This window comes from Anaerotruncus sp. G3(2012) (assembly GCF_000403395.2).
Taxonomy (GTDB): Bacteria; Bacillota; Clostridia; order Oscillospirales; family Ruminococcaceae; genus Anaerotruncus.
This window is the reverse complement of record NZ_KE159657.1, coordinates 32185-52507: the sequence shown is the minus strand read 5'-3', so window position 1 is coordinate 52507 and position 20323 is coordinate 32185. Positions and strand designations below refer to the sequence as shown.

General features: G+C 57.1%; 20 protein-coding genes. 6 read left to right on the top strand and 14 right to left on the bottom strand.

Annotated elements, in window-relative coordinates; translation table 11 throughout:
* Positions 1-8: 8 nt before the first annotated feature.
* The 4 genes from C814_RS06235 (at position 9) to C814_RS06220 (ending at position 4349) form a co-directional block, all read left to right on the top strand.
* Positions 9-683 carry a V-type ATP synthase subunit D gene (locus C814_RS06235; protein WP_016314771.1) on the top strand — a complete coding sequence of 225 codons (675 nt, stop codon included), beginning with the start codon at positions 9-11 and terminating at the stop codon, positions 681-683.
* Between the two features lie 329 nt (positions 684-1012).
* Positions 1013-2233, top strand: a complete 1221-nt coding sequence (locus C814_RS06230; protein WP_016314770.1) for an MFS transporter — start codon at positions 1013-1015, stop codon at positions 2231-2233.
* 544 nt (positions 2234-2777) lie between these two features.
* Positions 2778-3251 (top strand): NfeD family protein, encoded by a 474-nt coding sequence (locus C814_RS06225; RefSeq protein ID WP_016314769.1) that lies wholly within the window; start codon positions 2778-2780, stop codon positions 3249-3251.
* 171 nt (positions 3252-3422) lie between these two features.
* Entirely contained in the window at positions 3423-4349 is a 927-nt protein-coding gene (locus tag C814_RS06220; RefSeq protein WP_031219365.1) for an SPFH domain-containing protein, read from the top strand.
* Positions 4350-4408: 59 nt separating this feature from the next.
* Here C814_RS06220 and C814_RS06215 read toward each other — a convergent pair whose 3' ends face one another.
* Complete coding sequence (locus tag C814_RS06215) at positions 4409-5017, bottom strand: DUF1638 domain-containing protein (RefSeq protein ID WP_016314767.1); 609 nt, start codon at positions 5015-5017, stop codon at positions 4409-4411.
* A gap of 192 nt (positions 5018-5209) precedes the next feature.
* Between C814_RS06215 and hflX the strand changes: the two genes are divergently transcribed.
* Positions 5210-6466 carry a GTPase HflX gene (gene hflX, locus C814_RS06210; protein WP_016314766.1) on the top strand — a complete coding sequence of 419 codons (1257 nt, stop codon included), beginning with the start codon at positions 5210-5212 and terminating at the stop codon, positions 6464-6466.
* Positions 6467-6609: 143 nt separating this feature from the next.
* On the opposite strand, the gene C814_RS06205 is transcribed toward hflX, so the two are convergent.
* The 10 genes from C814_RS06205 to hrcA form a co-directional block, all read right to left on the bottom strand.
* Positions 6610-7197: a zinc dependent phospholipase C family protein gene (locus C814_RS06205; RefSeq protein WP_016314765.1), complete on the bottom strand. Its 588-nt coding sequence runs from the start codon at positions 7195-7197 to the stop codon at positions 6610-6612.
* On the bottom strand, positions 7194-8483 hold the full coding sequence (locus C814_RS06200; RefSeq protein WP_196809891.1) for a glycosyltransferase 87 family protein: 1290 nt from the start codon (positions 8481-8483) through the stop codon (positions 7194-7196). Before C814_RS06200 ends, C814_RS06205 begins: the two co-directional genes overlap by 4 nt.
* A gap of 104 nt (positions 8484-8587) precedes the next feature.
* A complete protein-coding gene (locus C814_RS06195; RefSeq protein ID WP_016314763.1) occupies positions 8588-9166 on the bottom strand; it encodes a hypothetical protein in 579 nt (192 codons plus the stop codon).
* Complete coding sequence (locus C814_RS06190; RefSeq protein WP_016314762.1) at positions 9163-9957, bottom strand: M15 family metallopeptidase; 795 nt, start codon at positions 9955-9957, stop codon at positions 9163-9165. Before C814_RS06190 ends, C814_RS06195 begins: the two co-directional genes overlap by 4 nt.
* 45 nt (positions 9958-10002) lie before the next feature.
* Positions 10003-10728, bottom strand: a complete 726-nt coding sequence (locus tag C814_RS06185) for a 16S rRNA (uracil(1498)-N(3))-methyltransferase (protein WP_016314761.1) — start codon at positions 10726-10728, stop codon at positions 10003-10005.
* Positions 10729-10750: 22 nt separating this feature from the next.
* Positions 10751-11677 (bottom strand): 50S ribosomal protein L11 methyltransferase, encoded by a 927-nt coding sequence (gene prmA / locus C814_RS06180; protein ID WP_016314760.1) that lies wholly within the window; start codon positions 11675-11677, stop codon positions 10751-10753.
* 297 nt (positions 11678-11974) lie between these two features.
* Positions 11975-13129: a molecular chaperone DnaJ gene (gene dnaJ, locus C814_RS06175; protein WP_016314759.1), complete on the bottom strand. Its 1155-nt coding sequence runs from the start codon at positions 13127-13129 to the stop codon at positions 11975-11977.
* Between the two features lie 108 nt (positions 13130-13237).
* Positions 13238-15082 (bottom strand): molecular chaperone DnaK, encoded by a 1845-nt coding sequence (gene dnaK / locus C814_RS06170; protein ID WP_016314758.1) that lies wholly within the window; start codon positions 15080-15082, stop codon positions 13238-13240.
* A 59-nt stretch (positions 15083-15141) separates the two neighbouring features.
* Positions 15142-15711, bottom strand: coding sequence for a nucleotide exchange factor GrpE (gene grpE / locus C814_RS06165; protein ID WP_016314757.1), 570 nt, complete (start codon positions 15709-15711; stop codon positions 15142-15144).
* A 48-nt stretch (positions 15712-15759) separates the two neighbouring features.
* Positions 15760-16791, bottom strand: a complete 1032-nt coding sequence (gene hrcA, locus C814_RS06160) for a heat-inducible transcriptional repressor HrcA (RefSeq protein WP_016314756.1) — start codon at positions 16789-16791, stop codon at positions 15760-15762.
* A gap of 266 nt (positions 16792-17057) precedes the next feature.
* Here hrcA and C814_RS06155 point away from each other — a divergent pair, with 266 nt between their 5' ends.
* Positions 17058-17276 carry a hypothetical protein gene (locus C814_RS06155; protein ID WP_016314755.1) on the top strand — a complete coding sequence of 73 codons (219 nt, stop codon included), beginning with the start codon at positions 17058-17060 and terminating at the stop codon, positions 17274-17276.
* 133 nt (positions 17277-17409) lie between these two features.
* Here C814_RS06155 and C814_RS06150 read toward each other — a convergent pair whose 3' ends face one another.
* The 3 genes from C814_RS06150 to C814_RS06145 all read right to left on the bottom strand — a co-directional run bounded on the left by C814_RS06150 (position 17410) and on the right by C814_RS06145 (position 19862).
* The gene (locus tag C814_RS06150; protein WP_016314754.1) at positions 17410-17835 is read right to left on the bottom strand and encodes a hypothetical protein; all 426 of its coding nucleotides are present in this window, start codon (positions 17833-17835) and stop codon (positions 17410-17412) included.
* A gap of 131 nt (positions 17836-17966) precedes the next feature.
* Complete coding sequence (locus C814_RS24750; RefSeq protein ID WP_022788161.1) at positions 17967-18095, bottom strand: hypothetical protein; 129 nt, start codon at positions 18093-18095, stop codon at positions 17967-17969.
* Positions 18096-19862, bottom strand: coding sequence for a phosphoenolpyruvate carboxykinase (GTP) (locus C814_RS06145; protein ID WP_016314753.1), 1767 nt, complete (start codon positions 19860-19862; stop codon positions 18096-18098). It abuts the gene before it with no gap.
* Positions 19863-20323: the final 461 nt, after the last annotated feature.

Sequence of the window (20323 nt, the reverse complement as noted above, 5' to 3'; positions counted from 1 at the left end):
GAGCTGTCATGGCGAAACAACAGGTAAACCCCACCCGTATGGAGCTGACCCGCCTCAAGCGGAAACTGGCGACCACCACCCGCGGCCACAAGCTGCTCAAGGATAAGCGTGACGAGCTGATGCGGCAGTTTCTCGATCTCGTGCGGGAGAATAAAGCACTGCGCGAAAAGGTGGAAGCGGGCATCGCTGCTGCCAACAAAAATTTCGTGCTCGCCCGCGCAGGGATGGCCGACGAGGTGCTCAATGTCGCGATGATGGCGCCGATGCAGGAGGTCTATCTTGAGACCTCCCACCGCAATGTCATGAGCGTGGACATCCCGGTTTTTGAGTATAAGACGCGCACCTCGGATGCAAACAACATCTATTCCTATGGCTACGCTTTCACTTCGAGTGATCTCGACGACGCGGTAAAGTCGCTGGCGGACATCCTGCCTGATATGCTCCGTCTCGCCGAGTGCGAAAAGTCCTGCCAGCTCATGGCTGCGGAGATCGAAAAAACCCGCCGGCGCGTCAATGCGCTCGAACATGTCATGATCCCTGAAACGCAGGAGAACATCAAGTACATCACGATGAAGCTGGACGAGAGCGAACGCTCTACCCAGATCCGTCTGATGAAGGTCAAGGATATGCTGCTTGAGCAGGCGCACCATTACAAAGAACGGCAGGAAAAGACCCCTGCTTAAACACAAACAGGCATCCCGTTTCCGGGATGCCTGTTTTGTACTTCTACCGTTTTATGCAATCTGTCAAAGGCAGCCCCTCGGGCAGAAACCGGAAGATCCGCCGTAATACCACCTCTGGCTCTCTTACCAGCCAATCATCATACGTCCCTCCCCGGCCTGAGAAATCCTCTCTGTTTTAAACTCTAAAGTTTTACTCGATTTTTTTCAAAAAATCGCGGGGTCGAGGGGCAGAGCCCCCGCCGCCGTACGCGCTGTGTGCCCCCGGCGCTTGCGCTTTCTATCCAGATTGGATATAATAGACAAAGTATCTGCGCAGAGGGGGCTTCGATATGTACCAATGGAAAAAGAACTTTTTTATAATCTGGTCCGGACAGGCGGTTTCCCAGCTTTCCAGCTCGATCCTGCAATTTGCGATCGTCTGGTATCTCACCGAAAAAACCGGTTCCGCATTAGTCCTCTCCGCTGCAATGCTCGCCGGGTTTCTTCCACAAGCGGTGCTCGGCCCATTCATCGGGGTTTACATCGACCGCTACAGCCGCAAAAAAATTATGATCGTTTCCGACCTGCTGATCGCACTCGCAAGCCTCCTGCTGGTTGCCGCCGGATTGGGCGGAAGAGCGCTCCCCGTCTGGCTGATCCTCTCGGTCCTGCTCGCCCGGTCGGTCGGGTCGGCATTCCACAACCCGTCGCTTCAGGCGGTCACCCCACAGATCGTCCCGGCGGATCAGCTCACCCGCTGCGCCGGGTATTCCCAGTCGCTGCAATCGGTTTCGCAGATTCTCAGCCCTGCGTTGGCAGCGGTCATTTACAGCGTCTGGAGCTTGAGCAGCATTGTTTTTCTTGATGTAATCGGTGCGTTGGCAGCGGTCTGCACCCTCTGTATCTGCCATATCCCTCCTCTGCCCGCCCGCTCCGAAACGGCAGAACCCAAAGGGTCGTTTTTGCGGGAAGCCGCTGCCGGATTCCGCATCCTGCGCTCCAACCGCGGCCTCTTTGGGCTGGTGCTGGTCAGCTCACTTTACACCTTCGCGCTGATGCCCACCAGTGCGCTCTTTCCGCTGATGAGTATGTCCTACTTTGGCGGCACCAATGTTCACGCAAGCATTGCGGAGATCGTTTTTTCGATCGGGCTGCTGCTTGGATCGTTAGTCCTCGGGGGCTGGGGCGGCTCCAAAAATAAAATCCGTACCATCCTGTTTTCGTTCCTGCTGATGTCTGCCAGCCTGATTTTTTCCGGCCTGCTCCCGCCCGACGGATTCTGGGCATTTTCTGTCTGCTCGTTCTTTATGGGAGTCTCTGGACCGTTCTACTGGGGGATGTACACCCCTCTGCTCCAGCAGGGATTCGAACAGCAGTATCTCGGCAGAGTTCTCTCGATCTCAAGCAGTGTTCAACTGGTGGTCGCACCGGTCGCTCTGTCGGTTTCAGGCATATTTGCCGAGCTTTGTGGGGTGCAAAACTGGTTTATCGTCGCAGGAGTGCTCACTCTGGCCGCCGCTTCTCTCATTGTCGGGGTTCCATCCATCCGCAGCTGCGACCAGAAGCCCTGACCGCCGCATCTGCCCTTTTTCCCGGCGTAACGAGGCCGTTTTCCCATCGGGCCAGGATACTATAGGCGGTCCTTAGAACATTCTGATTCGGAACTACTGCCGCCTGAAAGTGGTGTATGAGCGCGTATACGCGAGATTGGACGCGATTGGGTAAGCTCGAGGAGGATGCGCCCATCTACAAAACCCGCCCGGACCCCACCGGGAAAAAAAGGCTCTGTTTCAGGCATTGTGAAAAACACTCGTTTTATGCTATAATATCCACAAAGGCGGGGGCGATGTTGCAGACAGCCTGCAAGATCGTACACCAAAGCTGAAATCGGCTTTGGTACCTGCCGGTTAGGACAGGAGCAAAGCTTTTTCTGGTTTTTTTAACCCGCAGCGGTCTCTCTAAAAAAGGCTGCTGTTTACGGCCTTGCTTCTAGGGTTACATAGTCATTCGGCACACAATGTGCTGGCGGACTTTTGCCCGCCTCTGAAAAGCAGATGCCTGTTTTTCAGTGTCTTGACGATACCACCAGATGAAAAAAAGCAAGGGGGTCTGATTATGTCGTTTGTTGGGTCAATGATGCCGGTGTTCTGGCTGGTTCTCGGAATCGCGATGGCGGTTACCGAGGGGATCACGGTACAGCTCAATGCAATCTGGTTTGCGCTGGGCGCAGTGGTCGCGGCGGTTTCAGCGGCGCTGGGCGCGTCGGTACGCACCCAATGGATTCTATTTGCGGGGGTCTCTCTGGCTGCACTGCTGGCTACCCGTCCATTTGTCCGAAAGGTGGTTAAGACCTGCAAGGAACCGACCAACGCAGACCGCGTAATCGGAAAGACCGGGGTGGTGACCCAGACGGTGGATAACCTTCCCGGAATGGGCCGGGTCTCGGTGCTTGGGATGGACTGGTCCGCCCGCACCCAGGATGGCGAAATCCTCGAAGAGGGGGAACGGATCCGGGTGCTGGCGATCGAAGGGGTGAAGCTGATCGTTGCAGCCGAAACAGCACAGCATACCCACAAAGGGGCGACATGATGCCCCTCCGCCAAGAGAATTCCGCAGCCTGATTCAGCGTCCAGACGGATACATACAACAGACTGGCATCAGGCAGTTGGAACCCTTCGGGAACTTCTGTTGTAGTGTTTGATAGGCAGTGCCTGTTTTATTTCTAAAAAAGGGGGAATTTCCATGTTTATTTCAACGTCCATGCTTTTAATCCCAATCCTGATCGCGATTGTACTGTTTGTGCTGATCGTCGTGATCTCGAACATCAAGATCGTCCCGCAGGCGAGTGTCTATGTGGTCGAGCGCCTCGGCAGCTATTATGCCACCTGGGAGACCGGGCTGCATGTCAAGGTGCCGTTCATCGACCGGATTGCCAAAAAGATGTCCATGAAGGAACAGGTAGTCGACTTCGCGCCCCAGCCGGTAATCACCAAGGACAATGTTACCATGCAGATTGATACGGTTGTCTTTTATCAGGTGACCGATGCCAAGCTCTACACCTACGGGGTCGAGCGCCCGATGTCGGCGATCGAAAATCTGACCGCAACCACCCTGCGCAACATCATCGGCGAGATGGAGCTGGACAGCACCCTGACTTCCCGTGATGTCATCAACTCCAAGATCACCGCGACGCTGGATGTCGCAACCGACAAATGGGGGATCAAGGTCAACCGGGTCGAGCTGAAAAATATCCTGCCGCCGCGCGAGATCCAGGACGCGATGGAAAAACAGATGAAGGCCGAGCGCGAACGCCGCGAATCCATCCTGCGTGCAGAGGGCGAAAAACACAGCCAGATCCTTGTGGCCGAGGGTGAAAAGGAGTCCGCGATTCTGCGCGCGGAAGCGGAGAAAGAATCCGCGATCCTGCGTGCAGAGGGTGTCCGCGAGCAGAAGATCCGTGAAGCGCAAGGTGAAGCGGAAGCGATCCAGATGGTGCAGCGCGCCTATGCGGATGCACTCAAGATGCTGAACGAAGCCGATCCGACCGACCGGGTCATCCAGATCAAAAGCCTGGAGGCGTTTGCAAAAGCGGCAGATGGCAAGGCAACTAAGATCATCATTCCAAGTGAAATCCAGTCCCTAGCAGGGATGGTCACTTCTCTGAAAGAGATCGCCGGCGGGAAATAAAGAGGATCACAAAGAGGGCGCCGCATTTGCGGCGCCCTCTCTGGCGCGGGAAAGCCGGATCACCGGCAGGCGGCAGCTTCCATCAGGGTACGGGTGTAGGAGGGCAGGACCTGTTCCCCCGGACGGACAGTCAGGAACGCATCCGTGTCCCAGTCCCCGGCGAGCATCCGCTCAATCAAGGAGAGGTCGGTTTCGGCCTCGAAAAAGTCCCAGCCGTACCGTTTGGCAGCGGCCTGTGCTTCTACTGAAGTGTCCCGCAGGCCAAGCTGGGTATCCGCAAGATAGCACAGACAGGAGTACGCTTCCTGCGCGTCGGAACCGAGCAGCGCGGCAAGGCCGGCGGTCTGCCAGCAGATGCCGCCCTGATAGCGCTCAAACAGGCTGCGGTACCGGTCTGCACCGCCGAGCAGGAGCGCCACGCAGTTATGTACCCGGGGCAGGACCAGCGGGATGCTGCCCGCCCGAAGCCCGGTTTCCCCAAGGATGGCCGCGCCATCCGGAAGCAGGATCGCGTCACAGCCTGTAACACGGGCGAGCTGTTGTTCCAGCAGCTCCGGAACGGGCATCTCCTCCTCAAAACAGAGGAGTTCCACCTCGTGGGGGGATGCGGGGAGCAGCCGTTCGAAAAAGGGCCGGAGTGGAAGCGAGGTTGACAAGAGAATCTTCATCGGTTGTTCACATCCAATTCAATAATACTATCTTGAGTTTATCCCATTCCGGGCCGATCTTCAATGCAAAGAATTTGGTAAAAATCCGAGAGGTGTTTTCCCAGGGCAGATGTGGTATGCTAGAAGCAACCCATCTGGAAGCAGCTCAAACGATTGGGGAGTAAAAAATCCTCCCCGGAAATGGAGTTCCGCATGATCGAAACAACAGAAAATAAACCACAGCGGGTGGTTCTGATCGCCGCAGACACCGGGGAATTTGACCTGGAGGTCTCGCTCGCCGAGCTGGAGGAGCTTGCGGCGACCGCGGGGGCTGAAGTTGTGGCAAAGATGACCCAGAAGCGCGCAGCTTTTGAAGCAGCTACGGTGATCGGCAAAGGGCGGCTGGAGGAGGCCGCAGCATTCTGCAAAGACCATCAGATCGACCTGCTGATCTTTGACCATGAGCTTTCTCCCGCGCAGGTCCGCAATATCGAGCAGCTCTGCGACGTCGCGGTGATCGACCGCACAGCGCTGATCCTCGATATTTTTGCCCAGCGCGCAGTCACCGCAGAAGGGAAATTACAGGTCGAGCTGGCGCAGCTCAGATACCAGCTCCCACGCCTGGCTGGGCTTGGCAGCGTGCTTTCCCGGCTGGGCGGCGGGATCGGCACCCGCGGCCCGGGCGAAAGCCAGCTCGAGACCGACCGACGGCATATCCGGCGCGGGATTACCGCATTGCAGGAACAGCTTGCAGAGCTGGAAAAGCGTCGCGGACTGCTGCGCAGCCGCCGCAAAAAGGACGGTGTGACCACTGTGGCGATCGTAGGTTATACCAATGTGGGGAAAAGTACGCTGCTCAATGCGCTGACCGATGCAGGCGTGCTCGCCGAGAACAAGCTGTTCGCAACGCTGGACCCCACTTCGCGGGCACTGACCCTGCCGGATGGCAGGACCGTTATGCTGGTCGATACGGTGGGATTGGTGCGGCGGCTGCCGCATCATCTGGTGGAAGCATTCAAATCGACACTGGAGGAAGCCGCCGGCGCAGACCTGCTTTGGAACGTCTGCGACATCTCCTCCGGGGAAGCGGACGAACAGATCGCGGTCACCAAAAAGCTGATGCAGGAGCTTGGCGCGCAGGAGATACCGATGCTCACCGTGTTGAACAAATGCGACCTGGTATCCGAAGCGCCCCTGCCGATTAACGATCAGACCGCGCTGATCTCGGCCCGGACCGGGTTCGGCTTCGATGCGCTTCTGCAAAAAACCGCCAAAGCCCTTGCACCGACGCATAAACGGCTCACGCTTCTGATCCCGTACAGCAAAACCGGGCTTATCAATGAGATTATGCAGGAAGGGAAGGTTTTTTCCCAGGCGTATGAAGCCGATGGCACCCTGGTGGATGCATTGGTCGATTGCAAGCTGCTGCATAAAGTGGCGGAATATGCGCAGCATCAGCAGCACACTTGAAACAGACAGAGGTTCACAGAATAGAAGCCCCTGAAACAGGAACAAAAACACCCCCTGCCGCATCTGGTTCGCAGCAGGGGGTGTTTGAATCCACAGTCCGGAAAAGAGAAGGGCAGGCCATTTCCCGCCGGTTTTTCGACCGGTTATGTAGCCGATGAGGCTGGCTGGTCGAGAATCCCCATCAGGAGGTCCACACAGGCGGTCAGCGAGTAAACGAAGTCCACCCCATAGGAAGGGGCTATCTGGCGGTACTGGTCATGCAGCTCGTTGATCTGCTCATAGAGCGCCGCTGAATGGTCGAGTTCTGCGGCATTGGCAATCAGGTCGACTGCATGCAGCATCTCCTTGCGGCGGTACCCGTACAGCTGCATCAGCAGTTCATACCGGAGATGCCCCACCTTGCTCCCGCTGAAATATTCGGCGTGTGCATAGCAGAAAAAGTCCGACATGAAATGGCAGAGGATGCCAAGCTGACGGCTGTATTCCTTGACGCTCATCCGCTCGCCCTCTTTGGAAAGATGCTCCGCGCGCGCCATCACGAGGTCATAGATGTCCTTTTTGAAGTGGGAAAGCCTGAACAGGCTTGGGGCGACGTCCGGAAGCATGTTCCAGCTTACAAAGCTGACCTTATCCAGCTCTACACCGAGGTTTTCGGTAAAATAAGCGTAGAGGTACCGCCCCATGGTGAGATGTGAAAATACGTTCAATCCAACACACAGCTTTCTGTTCAAAATTTGTAAGAACCCGCCTGCTGAATCCCCTCACGCAGGCTGATCCGCCCCCTGCGATACAGGATATGCAGGCAGACCGCAGCTGTCAGTGCATAGACAGCAAGGTTCGCCCACGAAAACTGTTCGACGAGATCGCCGAACCAGAGCGTCCAGGCCTTTGGCGGGTCGCCTGCAAACGCCTCTTCCAGCACAAGGAAATGGTTAAAAAAGGTGATTGCCGTCAACGCGGCGTATCCCCAGAAAAGCGGATAACTCCTGTGTACAACGCTCGCCAGAAGTGCGAACAACAGCACCGGTATCTGATACCGCTCATGCATCCGGGCGGTGAACAGGAATACCGTCTGCATAAACCAGAACCCCAGCAGCCAGACGCTTTTTTCGGTCGCGGTCAGGTAGAAGTAAGCCAACAGAAGCAGCGCGGCGGCTGTGGCACAGGCGGAAAATCCGCCGACAGTAAGCGGCCCAACCAGAGTGGTTGCAACGCTGGCATAGTTCAGCCCTTCCGCACTGTAAAGGTTGAATGCGTTGAGCGACGCCCCTGGATACTGTGCAAATCCGCCAAAGTAAACGCGAAACGGAAGATCCCAGCCTGAGCGGAGCATGAAAGGCAGAAACACCGCAAATGCGGTTGCCACGGCTGCACAGCCGCCCAGGGCCGCCCTCCGGAACGGATACCGCGTAAAGAGCACCAACGCAAAAAGCGGCGCAAAATAGAGCGACTGGAACTTCATCAGGCAGGCGAGCGCCATTGTCACGCTGCTCCAGACCGGCCTGCCATTGTCGAGCAGGCTGAATGCGAGCGCGAGCAGGAAGAGCATAATGCTGTCGGTCTGGCCCCAGTAGGCGGAGTTGTAGAGGATGGTCGGGTTGACCGCCCAGAGCGCCGCTCCAAGCAGTCCAAAAAGCTCGCTATGCCTGCGCAGAAGAAGATACAGCATGGGGATGAGCGCCAGATCGAAGAGCATCTGCCAGCCCTTGAGAGCAAGCATCGCGTAGGGGTGAAACTCCGAGACCCGCGGGTCGGACATCACCCACCCGGTAAAATAGAGCGGGAAGAGAAACAACGGCGGATAATCCAGATTTTCGATCCGGTCATATGCGCCGAAAAAATCCTCCAGCACACCGGACGACCAGTCAACATAGTATCCCAAATCGAAATAGTGAACCGCCGTATAGCCGAGGATCAGCCGCACGAGCGCAGCGGAAAGGAGCAATGCCGCCAAAAAGACCCCAGCCTGTTTCCGGGTAAGAGGGATCTGCCATACCATCTGTTTCTCTTTTGCCAATTTTACGATCTCCCAGTTTAAAATCATTCTACCACAAACCATCCGAAATTTACAGAGATGGAGCGATATTTATGTATAGAATTCAAAAAATTTGTGGATTCCATCTAAACGAGATCGGAAAATTTGCAACAGATTGTGAAAATCCCCTGTTTTTCTCCTATCAGGGAGGAAAGTTCTGCATCTGAAAACAGATTGTCCCGCCCCAGAATTTCCATCATCTCCCTGGAGGCGTCCTCCCGGTCGGAAACACAGTCGGCCATCAGGGCATTTTCTTCCCATCGAAACCCGGTCAACGCAGCGCCGGAACCCTCCGCCGCGTCCAGAAGGGCGCAAAACCGGGCGAAAGCCCCCCGTCCGGACGGGTCGAGGTTTTGGAGGGAATCTGCCATCGAGTCGAAATAGCTGACCAGCAGGGCAGCGGTTTGGGGGTCGGAAAGGAGCTGGGTCAGCCTGCCCTGATCGGATAACTGGGAGAACCTGCCCAGGTCAGCCCCGCCTGTGAGCGACTGCACAAGCTGGGTTTTCAGGATCTGATCCTTCATCTGCTGGACCTGCCATGCGATCAGGCAACCCGCGGCCAGCACCACCACAAGCAGGAGGAATGCGGCAGCCGTTGCCGCACGCCGTCCGCGCACCTCCAGCAGGCGGTACGCGGCCCGCGCAGCTTTTTGCCGGCGGCTCATTCGATCATTCCCTGCTGCTCAAGAAACTCCTCAAGGCAGAGCCCGTTTTCCATAATCTCCTTTGCCGCGTCAATTCCCACATACCGGTAATGCCACGGCTCAAAGTTGATCCGGGTGATCTCGGTTTTATCCGCCGGGTAGCGCAGGATAAACCCGTAGTCCGCCGCGTTTTCAAGCAGCCATTTTGCCGCGTCGGTCTCGGCATACCCATCGTCCAGCCCCTGGTAGGCCGGAGTTACGATGTCTGCTGCAAGCCCGGTCTGATGCTCGCTCCTGCCGGGATAGGCGATCAGCTGCGCGGTAGCCGCGACCGCCTGATCCCGGCTGTAGCCCATCGAAAGATAGGTGTTGACACTGTTGTTAAAGTTGCGCTCCTGCGAGGAATACGGCCGGTAGGCTGAACACACCAGAAGGCTTACCCCCTGTTCCGCCGCGTCCGCGATCATCTGCCGGGCGATCTCGGCAACGCGCACATCCATCCGGTAGCCGTTCTGGACCTCTTCCAACTCGGGCTCGTACTCCCGGATGTCGTGGTCATAGTTGGCAAGGACCAGCGCCCACTCTTCCAGCTCGAGCGGCGGCTCTTCCGGCTCTGAGGGCGGCTCTTCCGATGCCGGGGAGGACTCTTCCGGCTCCGGATCCGAAGATAGCTCCTCCGGGACCTCCTCCCACCATTGAGAGCTTACCGGGGCGGCATCCTCCGAGGACTCCGCCTGCACCGGCGCCGCATGGCGCTCTTCGCATCCGCCAAACAGCAGGCAGGCCAGCAGGAGTGCTGCAATCTTTCTCATGTCACTCTCCTTCTTTCTCTGTTTCAAGTATGTTCACCAGGCGGGTCAAATATCCCCGGCCTGATATAAAATCGCGGTGATCGCGGCGAGCGGGGCGGTCTCACACCGCAGGATACGGCTCCCCAGTGAAAGCGGGACAAGGCCGTTTTCTGCCGCAAACGCCGCTTCGGACGGTTCAAACCCGCCTTCGCTCCCGATCAGGATGGAAACCCGGTCCCCGAGACGCCCGGTGAGGACTTCCCGGAGCGGCTGGTCGGCGTTCTCGTAGAAGAAGAGCGCGAGCGGGTCGGCGCGCATCTGCGCGACCGCCTCCCGAAACCCGACCAGCGGCGCAACCTCGGGCACCCGTCCGCGTCCGCACTGTTTGGCTGCTTCGAGCGCAATCCGGTTGTACCGCTCACACTTTTTGCGCATGGATTTGTCGTCCGGACGGGAGACACACCGGTGGGTCAGTACCGGCACGATCCGTCCGACCCCCAATTCAACCGCCTTCTGGACGATCGTTTCCATCTTGTCCCCCTTGGGCAGCGCCTGGTAGAGGGTGATCCAGACACCCGGCTCCCCAGCCGATGGCGCAACCTCCTCGACCCGCAGTTCCACCTGTTCCGGGCTGATCCGCTCGATCACGCACTGATAGTCCTGGCCATCCGCGTCGCAGACAGTCAGCCGTTCCCCGGCCTTCATCCGCAAAGCAAGCGCGATATGACGCGCATCCTCCCCCACGATCAGCGCCCGTTCCCGGTTCACCTGGCCTGTAAAAAATCTGGGCATCCCGCCTCCACCGCCTTTCTGGTCAGTTTCCGGCGCGGCAGGCGGCAAGCGCGACCCATCCGCCCGATTCTTTCCTGCCAGCCAGTTGGTAACCGGCAGCGGTGAGCGCCTGCATAACGTCCGGCTCCCGCATGTCGATGATCCCCGACGCGATGAATACACCATCCGGCTCGAGGAACCGGTCCAGATCGGGGATCAGCCGGATGATGACATCCGCCACGATGTTGGCGGTCACGACCCGGAACCGTCCGCTGGCTTTGTCCGCGAGGTCGCCCGCAAAGAAGTCCACCCGATCGGAAACGTTGTTTGCCGCAGCATTTTCGTTTGCAACCCGCACCGCAACCTCGTCGATATCCACCCCGACCGCCGCGCTTGCGCCAAGCAGCAGCGCCGAAACTGCGAGGATGCCGCTGCCGGTGCCGACATCGAGCAACCGGTCACCCGGGCGGACATGCTCTTCGAGCAGCTGCATGCAGAGGCGGGTGGTGTCATGGGTGCCGGTGCCGAACGCCATGCCCGGGTCGATCGTCAGGACGACCTCCCCCTCAACAGGGGAGTAGGTTTCCCACGAGGGGCATACGACCAGACGCTCCCCGACTTTGGTGGGAAAATAGTATTTTTTCCAAGCGGTCGCCCAGTCTTCCTCGTTGACCTGTGCCCGCTCGATCGAAAATCCGATCCGTTCCGACTCGAGCCGCTCCCGCACGAATGAAACCGCCTCTGCCGGGTTTTCCTCGGGAGAGATGTAGAGATGGATGATTGCGTGATCCCGATCGCGGTCGAGCAGCTCCTGTTCGATCAGATCCACATGCGCAATTTTGGGCGCAAGCTCCTCGATGTCGCTGTAATCCTCAATATAAAGGCCGTACGGAACCACCAGATTGGCGATCGCCGCAGCCGTATCCACATCCGCGGTTGCAACCCGAATCTGCACCTCGCTGTACTGCATACCTGTTTCTCCTTCCCTTATTGCAAATCCAAAAGTTTCGCCAGCCTTTTCAAAGGCTGCGGTTTCCAAAGGCAGAGCCTTTGGCCGCTGCGCGCATGCAGCGGAACCCTTTCTCCTGTGAAGCCACTCCCGGCAGCTTTTCCAAGATACAGTATACAACAAAGCCGCCTCTTTTTCAAATCGAAAAAAGAGGCGGCTGGGGGTTCTGACTGCTTAGAACCCATATTCACAACCATTCGCCACCGTCTGAGCGGGTCTTTTGCCCATCCGGCATCCCCTGATGATGAATACAGATTCTTATTTCATTGCATCCTTGAGCTTGTCGAAAAAGCTGCGGCGTTTTTCGTAGTTTTTCTCGGTTGAAAGCTCCTCAAATTTGCGCAGGGCTTCCTTCTGTTTGCCAGTCAGGTTGCGGGGGACCTCGATATTCACCTTGACGTACTGGTCTCCGCGTCCGCGCCCGTTGACATACTGGATACCCTTGTTGCGCAGGCGGAAGACGGTCCCCGACTGGGTCCCCTCCGGGACGGTATATTTGACCTTGCCGTCGATCGTCGGGACGGTGATCTCGTCCCCAAGCACAGCCTGTGAGAAGGTGATGGGGATATCGCACCAGACATCGAACCCATCCCGCTCGAAGAGGGTATCCGGACGCAAAGTGACCATGATGTTCACATCACCGGAAGGCCCGCCATTGACCCCCTGATCGCCCTGCCCGCGCAGAACGAATGTCTGTCCGTCATCAATGCCCGCAGGGACCGAGACTTCAAGTGTGCGGGTATGCCGGACACGCCCCATCCCGCGGCAGTCGGGGCAGGGCTCCTTGATGACCTTGCCTTTGCCCGAGCATTTCGAACAGGTGCGGGTGGTCTGGATCACACCGATTGGCGTCCGCTGGGACACCTTGACCTGGCCTGTACCGCCGCATTCGGTACAGGTTTCTGCGGTCGTACCGCTCTTGGCGCCGCTCCCGCCGCAGACATCGCACTTTTCAAGCCGCTGGACTTGAATCTGCTGTTTGCAGCCCTTGGCCGCTTCCATGAACGACAGCCCGAGCGTCACATTGATGTCGTTGCCCCGGATCGGGCCGTTTGGATTGCGGGTGCGGCTGCTTCCGCCAAAACCGCTGAAGCCTCCGCCAAAAAAGCTCTCAAAAATGTCCCCAACGTCAAAACCGCCGAAACCGCCTCCGCCGTATCCCGCGCCGCCTCCGCCATAGGACGGGTCAACCCCTGCATGGCCGAACTGGTCGTACCGCTGGCGCTTGGCGGGGTCATTCAAAACCTCATACGCCTCGTTGACCTCTTTGAACTTGGTCTCCGCAGTCTTATCCCCCGGGTTCATGTCGGGGTGATACTGCTTTGCAAGTTTGCGGTAAGCCTTTTTCAGGTCGTCCGACGAGGCGTCCTTCGAAACGCCCAAAACTTCATAATAATCCCGTTTATCTGCCAAATCTGTTCACCCCTGTTTGTGTATCTGTTTCATATCGCATTGGCTGTTCCACTGCATCAGGTTAAGGCGGAGGGAGACCCCCGCCTTAACACCTGCCAGCCTATTCTATTACTTTTGGCCGTCCTCGTCAACCTCTTTGAAGTCGGCATCCACATAGTCGCCTGCCTGACCGTTGCTGCCGCCCATGTCCTGTGCGCCCATATCCGGCGCACCCTGCGGGGCCTGCTGCTGGTACATCTTGGCGCTCATCTCGTAGAAATCCTTCTGGAGGTCCTCCTGTTTGGACTTGATTTCGTCGGTGTTGGTGCCCTTGAGCGCCTCTTTGAGCGCGTCGATCTTGGACTGTACCTTTGCTTTCTCATCCGCCGACACCTTGTCGCCGAGGTCGGTCAGCGTTTTTTCACACTGGAATACCATGTTGTCAGCCGCGTTGCGGGCGTCAATCTCCTCGCGGCGCTTTTTATCCTCTTCGGCAAACATCTCCGCATCCTTGACTGCCTTGTCGATATCCTCTTTGGACATGTTGGTCGAAGCGGTGATCGTGACGTTCTGCTCCTTGCCGGTGCCGAGATCCTTCGCGGTGACATGGACAATGCCGTTCGCGTCGATGTCGAAGGTCACTTCAATCTGCGGCACGCCGCGGGGAGCCGCCGGAATACCGTCCAGACGGAACATGCCGATCTGTTTGTTGTCGCGCGCCATCTCGCGCTCGCCCTGCAGGACGTTGATCTCAACCGAGGTCTGCCCATCCGCGGCGGTCGAGAAGATCTGGCTCTTCTTGGTCGGGATGGTGGTGTTGCGCTCGATGATCTTGGTGCAGACGCCGCCGAGGGTCTCGAGGCCGAGGGAAAGCGGGGTGACATCCAGAAGCAGGAGGCCCTTGACATCGCCGCCAAGCACGCCGCCCTGGATCGCGGCACCGATCGAAACGCACTCATCCGGGTTGATCCCCTTGAACGGTTCCTTACCACAGAACGCCTTGACCGCCTCCTGTACCGCCGGGATTCGGGTGGAACCGCCCACCAGCAGGACCTTGTTGAGGTCGGAAACCTTCAGCCCAGAATCCGCCATCGCCTTACGGACCGGGACCATCGTCCGCTCGACGAGATCAGCGGTCAGCTCGTTGAACTTTGCGCGGGAGATGGTCACGTCGAGATGTTTCGGGCCGGTCGCATCGGCGGTGATGAACGGCAGGTTGACATTCGCGGTTGTCATGCCGGAGAGCTCAATCTTGGCTTTCTCCGCCGCCTCTTTCAGGCGCTGCATAGCCATCTTATCGTTGCGCAGGTCGATGCCGTTTTCCCGCTTGAACTCGTCCGCGAGGTAGTTGATGACCCGCTCGTCAAAGTCGTCGCCGCCCAGACGGGTGTCGCCGTTGGTCGCGAGAACCTCCTGTACACCGTCGCCCATCTCAATGATCGAAACATCGAAGGTACCGCCGCCGAGGTCGTAGACCATGATCTTCTGATCCTCTTCCTTGTCAACACCGTATGCGAGCGCGGCAGCGGTCGGCTCGTTGATGATGCGTTTGACATCCAGCCCAGCGATCTTGCCCGCGTCCTTGGTCGCCTGACGCTGTGCATCCGAGAAGTATGCCGGGACGGTGATGACCGCCTCGGTGACCTTTTCGCCGAGATATGCCTCCGCGTCGTCGCGGAGCTTTTGCAGGACCATTGCGGAAATCTCCTGCGGGGTGTAGCTCTTGCCGTCGATGGAGACCTTATAATCGGTGCCCATATGGCGTTTGATCGAGGAGATGGTGCGGTCCGGGTTGGTGATCGCCTGCCGTTTTGCGACCTGCCCGACCATCCGCTCGCCAGTTTTGGAGAACGCGACAACCGAAGGGGTTGTCCGCGCGCCCTCAGCGTTTGCGATGACGACCGGCTCGCCGGCCTCGATGACGGATACACAGCTATTTGTTGTACCTAAGTCGATACCAATGATTTTTCCCATGATTCAGTCCTCCATTTATTTCGAAATAATAATCTGCAACATTTAGAATCTGTCCCTGTTCAGTTTGCAACCTTGACCATTGCGTGACGGACCACCCGGTCGCCGATCCGGTAACCCTTCTGGAACACCTCGACGATGCTGTTTTCGGCGAACGATTCGTCCTCAATATGCATCACCGCATTGTGGCATTCCGGGTCAAACTGCTCACCCGGTGCGCCAAACTCCTCGACGCCCATCTTGGCCAGCACATCCTTGAAGTTCTGGAGGATCATCTCGACCCCCTTTTTGAACTCCTCGTCCGCACAGGGGGCGGAGAGGGCGCGGTCGAAGGTATCCAGGATCGGGACAAACTGCGCCACCGCCGCCGCAGTTGCCTGCGGGTAGATGGCCTCCTTTTCCTTCTGGCTGCGTTTGCGGAAGTTGTCGTACTCCGCCATCGTACGCAGAAGCCGGTCGTTGAGTTCGTCCACCTTTTCCTGCAACAGTTGGGGTTCGGTCTTTTCGGGCTTCGGCTCCTCCGGTTTGGGCTCCCCCGTCGGCTCCGGCTGCGCTTTCTGCGCTTCCTCCTGGTCCAAAACAGTCTGTTCCTGCTCCGGGTCCAGCTTTTCGTGTTTGTTTTCCTGGGACAATCTGCTCGCTTCCTTTCCGGACGGTTTTGTCTCTATCCAAATGATGGATCAGTTCTCCTGTTCAAACGTCTCCGCCAATAATTTACCTAGTGTCTGCGAAAAATATTCCAGATGTGGGATCAATTTTGCATAGTCCATCCGCACCGGCCCGATCACCCCGATCGCACCCGAATTCTGCTCCCCAATCCGGTATTTGGTAACCACCACCGAGGTATCGGTCAGTTCGCTCTGGTTGTTCTCCTTGCCGATCGTGATGAACACTGCGTCACTTTTGGAGCCGATCACACCAAGCAGCTGTTCGCGGTTTGCCATCGCGCTTAACAGGTCCCGGGCAATGTCCGCCAGCTCCTTGTAGTTGAGCAGGTTTGCGCCGCCCGAGGTGTAGAACTGCCCGTCGTTGATCTCCCGGCAAAGCTCATAGATGGTGGCAAGCACCGGGATAAAAAGCTGGGAGTAATCCCCGAGCGTGACCGAGATCGAGTTGATATACCACTGGGAGATGTCGTTAACCGACCTGCCGACCAGCCGCCCGTTGGCAAACTGGTTGAGGAACTCGACGATCTCTCCGGTCACCCGGAAATCGACCCGGCAGACCTTGTTCTTGATGACCCCATTGGTGGCGATCACCAGGACAACAACCGTCCGCGTGCCCGCCGGGACGATCTCCACCCGCTTGACCAGAACGGTCTTTGGGGTGATGGTCGTTGAGACGGTCGCGCAGTTGGTGTAGTCCGCGAGCGCCTGCGCCGCATCCTCAAGGAGCTTGTCGGGATCAGGATCGCGCACATTGAAAAGTGCGTCGATCTCCCGGCGCTCCTCCTCCGAAAGCGGCTTGCAGTGCATCAGCTGGTCAACATATACCCGGTAGCCAAGGTGGGAGGGAACCCGCCCCGCCGAGGTATGGGGCTGTTCCAGAAGGCCCATCTCGAAAAGGGCCGCCATATCGTTGCGGATCGTAGCGGACGATACCGAAAAACCGAGCTGCTGCGCCAGTATTTTCGAGCTGACCGGCTCGCCGGTGTCGATATATGTCTCTACAATCGCAGTCAGAATCTTCAGTTTTCGAATATCCAGCTTCATCGCTGTCACCTTTCCATCAGGCTTTAGCACTCATGTAAATTGATTGCTAACAACTATAATGTACCATATTTTTTGCAGAAGTCAATACCCTTCACGAAATGTTTACATATTTTTTAGCAGTCTATTATATCGAGTGCTAATTGTAGTGAATATGTATAAACAAAAAAAATCAAATTGTATATATTGACTTTTAGAAAAATTTGTAGTTTAATAGAGGCGTAGGAAAGAAAGCAAGCAAAACCCTTTTTGAAAGGAGAGTTTTATCCATGGTAAAAGAGATTATGCTCCATTCCGCAGAAGACCTGCGCCAGTTCATGTATCTGGCGATGCAGTCTGTGGAGGACATCGGTGTGCACACAGTCGAAGGGAAAATCGCGGACGCGAAGTCGATCCTCGGGCTGATGGCGCTCGACTATAACAAACCGGTCCGGGTCGTGACCGAGGACCCCCATTTCCTGAAACAGATCGACCGCTGGGCGGAATAAGCGGGGACAGTGCCCGGTCCAGGATTCTGACCGGGCAACCCGAAACCCAATACACAGTCAGGCGCACCCACAGGCCACACCGACCTGTTGGATGCGCCTGTTTCATTTTGCATTCCATAGTCAGCAAGCACGCTTATGGATCTGTCCTGAAAAAATGGACAAACAGGTAGCAGTAAAAGACCCAGTTGCAGAGCAGGATGGGAAGCTGATTCGGCCTTGAAATCTGGAAGTCCAGCGGCAGTGGAGAAAGAGCGTTCCAGAGCGCCGCGGAGAGAAACGCCAGCAGCAGGGCCGTCAGGACCAATCGGCTCTTTCGGAAAGACCGAACCTTTGCAACCGCTAAAAACAGGTATCCAAATCGGAAGAGGAGCGGGGAAACGAGGTCCATCATACCGATCATCTGAAAGCATAGGGAGGTTGTGAATGCAGACAGTTGGATTCGGCTCTGATAAAGCTCGCCAAGAGGCAAAAAGACGAGCAGGAACAGAAAAAGCAGCTCTATAAGCCGATTCCCCTGCCGGCTGGTACTTTCTCCAATCTTTACTTTTTGGATATGCATAAGGATTGTCCCCTTTCTCAAAGAGGCGCCCCATGAGCTGCCGGCTGACATCTGTGCCGCCAGGCAGCGGGCCCCTGTAGATTTTCCCAACAGTCAAAACAGGCGGCCGCAACAGCGGCCGCCTGTTCCATTCAATGCTGGCGCGGATTGAGAACCAATACTGCCATAACCCCGTAGACCACCGAAATCGCCGCTGCCGCAGCAACCAGCGCAATCGCAGTGACTCCGCGCCACGGGTTTGCACGATACACCCGCATCATTTATTTGTTCAGGTTGGCTTCCAGATTTGCCAACTCAGCCTCGAGCTCCTTGGGCAGCTTGTCGCCAAACTTCGCGTAGAACTCGTGGATGCCCTTTGCTTCCTCTTTCCAGAGGTCTTTGTCGACATTCAGCAGGCCCTTGAGGGTATCGAGATCAATGTCAAGCCCTTCGGTGTCGATATCCTCCGGCTTCGGCTCGTAGCCGATCGGGGTTTCCACTGCATCGGCCTTGCCTTCGCAGCGGTCAACGATCCAGTTCAGCACACGCATATTGTCGCCGAATCCCGGCCAGATGAAGTGGCCCTCATCATCGGTGCGGAACCAGTTGACATTGAAGATCTTCGGCGCTTTGTCACCCAGTTTTTTGCCCATCTCGAGCCAGTGCGCAAAATAGTCGCCCATGTGGTAACCGCAGAACGGCAGCATTGCCATCGGGTCGCGGCGGACAACGCCGACCGCACCAGCTGCGGCAGCGGTGGTCTCGGAAGCCATTGTCGAGCCTACAAACACACCATGCTGCCAGTCACGGGACTGGTAGACCAGCGGAGCGGTCTTGGCGCGGCGTCCACCGAAGATGATCGCGGAAACCGGCACGCCCTGCGGATTTGCAAACTCTGAGGAGATGCAGGGGCAGTTGACCGCCGGTGCGGTGAAACGGGAGTTGGGATGCGCACCCTTGGAACCATCGGTGCAATCCCACTTGTTGCCCATCCAGTCGACCGCGTTCTTAGGCGGGTTCTTGTCCAGACCCTCCCACCAGACCGTGTTGTCGTCCAGATTGTGAACCACGTTGGTGAAAATGGTGTTCTTTCTGGTGGACTCAAGCGCGTTCGGATTGGACTTGACGTTGGTACCCGGTGCAACACCGAAGAAACCGTTCTCGGGGTTGATCGCCCAGAGGCGCCCGTCCGGACCGATCCGCAGCCATGCGATGTCATCGCCGACTGTCCAGACCTTGTATCCTGCTTCGAGGAACTTCTTGGGCGGAATCAGCATCGCCAGGTTGGTCTTGCCGCACGCGGACGGGAACGCTGCACAGACATATTTGATCTCGCCCTGCGGATTCTCAAGGCCGAGGATCAGCATATGCTCTGCCATCCAGCCCTCCATCTTCGCCTGATAGGAAGCAATGCGCAGCGCAAAGCACTTTTTGCCGAGCAGGACGTTGCCGCCGTAGCCCGAGTTGATCGACCAGATCGCGTTGTCCTCGGGGAAGTGGACGATATACCGGTTCTCCTCCTCGAGTTTCGCCTTGGAGTGCAGGCCGCGGACAAAATCGTTGGACTCATCGCCCAGCTGATCAAAAGCGGCCTGTCCCATACGGGTCATGATGTCCATGTTCAGAACGACATAGGTAGAGTCGGTCAGCTCAACGCCGACTTTGGAGAACGGGGAACCGATCGGACCCATGCAGTAGGGGATGACATACATGGTGCGGCCCTGCATACAGCCGTCATACAGCTTTTTGAGCTTTTCATACATGACCTGCGGGTCTTCCCAGTTGTTGGTCGGGCCTGCATCCTCTTTGTTTCTGGAGCAGATATAGGTTCTGCCTTCAACACGCGCGACATCGTTGACCGCAGTGCGGTGCAGCAGGCATCCCGGGAGTTTCTCCTCGTTGAGCTCCTCCATCTCCCCGATCGAGATCGAAAGGTCACGCAGCTCCTTGAGCTGCTCCTCGCTGCCGTCAATCCAGACCACCTTGTCAGGTTTGACAAGCGCTTTCATTTCCTCAATCCAGTTGAGGACATTTTTGTTGTTTGTCATTTCCGGTTCTCCTCTCGTTGTATTAAAATAGCAACTTGAAACAGTAAAACAATCGGCGGGAAAATGAACTCTTCCCACAGCTACCATTATAGTTCACCGCTGTAAAAATTGCAATGGTATTTTTGTTAAATTTTCTACAATAGAACAGCACTTTTTTGGAGCCTCCTGCAAATCGCGGCCGGAAGCCGGTTCCTAGCCGTAGCGGCAGGCTTTCCTGCTCAGGCGCGGGGCAGTGAGGCAACGGAAGTTTGGATTCCAGCCCAAACTTCCGGGGCGCAAGCGCCCTTCTTCGGGGGACTTCTCGGGCTTTCAGCCCGAAGCGCGCTTCGCGCGACGCCCCCTCAGTTTGCCTTACGGGGAGGGGTCGGCGACCCCTCCCCGCAGGCCCCTCCCTTCCGGGCCGGGTGCCGCTTTTTACCTGTCCTTTATCCAGAAGTTTCGTCCACCTTTTCAAAGGTGGC

Coding starts and splice junctions, on each gene's coding strand:
- C814_RS06155 (WP_016314755.1), top strand. CDS start 17,058: ATGGTAAAAGAGATTATGCTCCATTCCGCAGAAGACCTGCGCCAGTTC.
- C814_RS06145 (WP_016314753.1), bottom strand. CDS start 19,862: ATGACAAACAACAAAAATGTCCTCAACTGGATTGAGGAAATGAAAGCG.
- C814_RS06235 (WP_016314771.1), top strand. CDS start 9: ATGGCGAAACAACAGGTAAACCCCACCCGTATGGAGCTGACCCGCCTC.
- prmA (WP_016314760.1), bottom strand. CDS start 11,677: ATGCAGTACAGCGAGGTGCAGATTCGGGTTGCAACCGCGGATGTGGAT.
- C814_RS06230 (WP_016314770.1), top strand. CDS start 1,013: ATGTACCAATGGAAAAAGAACTTTTTTATAATCTGGTCCGGACAGGCG.
- hflX (WP_016314766.1), top strand. CDS start 5,210: ATGATCGAAACAACAGAAAATAAACCACAGCGGGTGGTTCTGATCGCC.
- C814_RS06185 (WP_016314761.1), bottom strand. CDS start 10,728: ATGCCCAGATTTTTTACAGGCCAGGTGAACCGGGAACGGGCGCTGATC.
- C814_RS24750 (WP_022788161.1), bottom strand. CDS start 18,095: ATGATGCGGGTGTATCGTGCAAACCCGTGGCGCGGAGTCACTGCGATT.
- C814_RS06215 (WP_016314767.1), bottom strand. CDS start 5,017: ATGAAGATTCTCTTGTCAACCTCGCTTCCACTCCGGCCCTTTTTCGAA.
- dnaK (WP_016314758.1), bottom strand. CDS start 15,082: ATGGGAAAAATCATTGGTATCGACTTAGGTACAACAAATAGCTGTGTA.
- C814_RS06220 (WP_031219365.1), top strand. CDS start 3,423: ATGCTTTTAATCCCAATCCTGATCGCGATTGTACTGTTTGTGCTGATC.
- C814_RS06190 (WP_016314762.1), bottom strand. CDS start 9,957: ATGAGAAAGATTGCAGCACTCCTGCTGGCCTGCCTGCTGTTTGGCGGA.
- C814_RS06195 (WP_016314763.1), bottom strand. CDS start 9,166: ATGAGCCGCCGGCAAAAAGCTGCGCGGGCCGCGTACCGCCTGCTGGAG.
- hrcA (WP_016314756.1), bottom strand. CDS start 16,791: ATGAAGCTGGATATTCGAAAACTGAAGATTCTGACTGCGATTGTAGAG.
- C814_RS06225 (WP_016314769.1), top strand. CDS start 2,778: ATGTCGTTTGTTGGGTCAATGATGCCGGTGTTCTGGCTGGTTCTCGGA.
- C814_RS06150 (WP_016314754.1), bottom strand. CDS start 17,835: ATGCATATCCAAAAAGTAAAGATTGGAGAAAGTACCAGCCGGCAGGGG.